General features: G+C 66.9%; 4 protein-coding genes and 1 pseudogene. 2 read left to right on the forward strand and 3 right to left on the reverse strand.

The features are described from left to right. A pseudogene (locus tag V6U90_RS33080) lies at positions 1–291 on the reverse strand (hypothetical protein); the annotation flags it as partial. Positions 292–357: 66 nt separating this feature from the next. Here V6U90_RS33080 and V6U90_RS33085 point away from each other — a divergent pair. After that, the gene (locus V6U90_RS33085; protein ID WP_334445056.1) at positions 358–1,176 is read left to right on the forward strand and encodes an IS5 family transposase; all 819 of its coding nucleotides are present in this window, start codon (positions 358–360) and stop codon (positions 1,174–1,176) included. Between the two features lie 7 nt (positions 1,177–1,183). On the opposite strand, the gene V6U90_RS33090 is transcribed toward V6U90_RS33085, so the two are convergent. After that, positions 1,184–1,441 (reverse strand): DUF4158 domain-containing protein, encoded by a 258-nt coding sequence (locus V6U90_RS33090; protein ID WP_334445058.1) that lies wholly within the window; start codon positions 1,439–1,441, stop codon positions 1,184–1,186. Between the two features lie 110 nt (positions 1,442–1,551). On the opposite strand from V6U90_RS33090, the gene V6U90_RS33095 reads away from it, so the two are divergent. Beyond that, positions 1,552–1,791, forward strand: a complete 240-nt coding sequence (locus tag V6U90_RS33095; protein WP_334445060.1) for a hypothetical protein — start codon at positions 1,552–1,554, stop codon at positions 1,789–1,791. Between the two features lie 30 nt (positions 1,792–1,821). On the opposite strand, the gene V6U90_RS33100 is transcribed toward V6U90_RS33095, so the two are convergent. Then, a partial coding sequence (locus tag V6U90_RS33100) for a WD40 repeat domain-containing protein (protein WP_334445062.1) occupies positions 1,822–2,554 on the reverse strand: 733 nt, incomplete at its 5' end.

Raw genomic sequence — 2,554 nt, forward strand, 5'->3', positions numbered from 1 at the left:
GCCAAGAGAGCGCAAACAAGTCCCCGATCCTTCTCCTCGACCCGCTTGCGTCCGCCCCCGGCCGCCCGGCAACGGACTCTCCCCGGCGTCGAGCTCCGCGACACCGCGCCGCACCGTGGTCTCGCTCATCCCGGCAGCCCGCGCCACAGCCCGTACGCCGCCATGCCCAATCAGACGGGCCTCTGTGCCCGCCGCCAAGCGGCGCTGCCGCTCGTTCAAATGCGGCAGTAAGAGCCCGCGCAAATAGGTCAGACGCGCTGCCCCAGATACGGGGCGGGCACGGACACCCATGATCATGAAGGTGCCTACGCCTCGTGATCGTCAGGAGTGTCCGCGCCCGTTGTTCCATCATGGCTGATGACCCCGTTGTGGGACCAGTTCGCCGCGCTGTTGCCCGAGCGACCGCGGGTTGATCCGTCGCATCCACTGGGGTGCCACCCGCCGCGGGTGGCGGATCGGCTGATCTTCGAGAAGTTGTTGCAGGTGCTGCGGTTCGGGTGTTCATACGAGTCGATCGCGGACAGTGGTTGTTCGGCGACGACGATCCGGAATCGGCGTGACGAGTGGATCAAGCTGGGCGTGTTCGAGCAGTTGAAGACTATCGTGTTGGACGCCTATGACCGGATTGTCGGACTGATTCTGGACGATATCTCGGTGGACGGGTGTATCACCAAGGCGCCCGGTGGTGGTGAGGTCGCCGGCCGGTCCCCGGTCGACCGGGGCAAGCAGGGGATGAAACGCTCCAGCATGGTCGAGGCCCGGGGGATCCCCCTCGACTGGGTCCTGGCCGGCGCGAACCGACATGATTCACCTCTACTAGCGTCTACTCTGGACAAGCTGGACGGGTTCGGTCCGCTGCCCGAGAAGGTGACAGTGCATCTGGACGCCGGTTACGACTCGGCGGTCACTCGCGAGCTTCTGGCCGCCCGCAACCTGCACGGCGAGATATCCCATAAAGGCGATAAAGCACCCATCCAGGCGGGCCGCAGGTGGCATGTCGAGCGGACGAACGCCTGGCATAACGCCTTCAACCGTCTGCAACGCTGCTATGAGCGTCGGGAACGCGTCATCGACGCGTACTTCGACCTCGCCGATACGATCATCACTCTACGTAGCCTGATCCGGCAGGCATGGACCCTCTACCGATGGGACAACCGTCCCACCCGCCGCCCATGATCTTGACCTATCTGCGCGACCTCTTAATCGTGCGCCCAGCCCACTCGTAAAAGCCCAGCGAGGCGACATCCACGCCCAGCTGCCGCGCAACGAACTCCACCACGTCGTCGTGCAGCTCCCCCCGTCCACGGGGGGACCGGCCGAACCGGCCGTAGAACTTCAGCAACAGCGCGAAGCCGAGCTGGGTGTCACGGTGCTTCGCCGCGACCAGGTCCTGCTCCGCACCGACCAGCGTCCAGTGCTCGACCAGGTCCCCGAGATTCATCGAAGGACGTTTCACAGCCGGAGATCATTCCGGCGGCCACACGGCCCCGACAGCCCTCACTTCTAGATCATCTTTTTGGCCCCTGGTGTCGTGGTTCTTACCAACACCCCTTGTTCCCCGGCCGCCGCGCCGGCCAACCGTTGACCACCCGCACGATCGCCCCACTCATCCGCGACCTCGGCGTCCCCACCGTTCCCGGCCGCCTGGCCGCACTGCACCAACTCGTCCTCCAATCCCCGGCACCGGTCGTCGCCCAGGCCCTCGGCTTCCACCACACCACCACCCACCGCCACCACGCCGCTGCCGGTGGAACCCGGAACCGCTACAGCCCTAGCCGCAACACACTGTGATCAGCGGACAGGGAATACAGGACAGTCGGATTACCGCACCCTGCCAGTCCGGGAGGCCGAGTCCGGGCCGTCATCCGCATCTTCCATTGGCGAGTCCGAGTCATTCCGGGCGGTCAATGCCGCAGGTTCAGGGTCGTTTCCAGCGGCAACCCGCCCACCCGGCACGGCAGGCAACCCCGCCAGCCCCGCAGCAGCCTCCGGCAGGGTCCACAACCGCACCGTCTGATCCATGCTGGTGGAGGCCAGCATCCGCCGGCCCGGTCCCGCCTGCCACGATGTCACCGCCGACACCGTGCCGGTGTGGCCTTCCAATGTCTGGATCAGGCGGCCGTCGGCCGCATCCCAGATCCGCACCGTCTGATCCTCGCTGGTGGAGGCCAGCAGCCGCTGGCCCGACTCCTCCTGCCACGATGTCACCGCCCGCACCGAGCTGGTGTGGCCTTCCAATGTCTGGAGCAGGCGGCCGTCGGCCGCATCCCAGATCCGCACCGTCCCATCCGTGCTGGCAGAGGCCAGCAGCCGCTGGCCCGACTCCTCCTGCCACGATGTCACCGCCCGCACCGAGCTGGTGTGGCCTTCCAATGTCTGGAGCAGGCGGCCGTCGGCCGCATCCCAGATCCGCACCGTCCCATCCTCGCTGGCAGAGGCCAGCAGCCGCCGGCCCGACTCCTCCTGCCACGACGTCACCGCCGACACCGCGTCGGTGTGGCCTTCCAACCTCCGGACCAGGCGACCGTCGGCCGCATCCCAGATCCGCACCGTC

This window comes from Micromonospora sp. CPCC 206060 (assembly GCF_036906895.1).
Taxonomy (GTDB): Bacteria; Actinomycetota; Actinomycetes; order Mycobacteriales; family Micromonosporaceae; genus Micromonospora.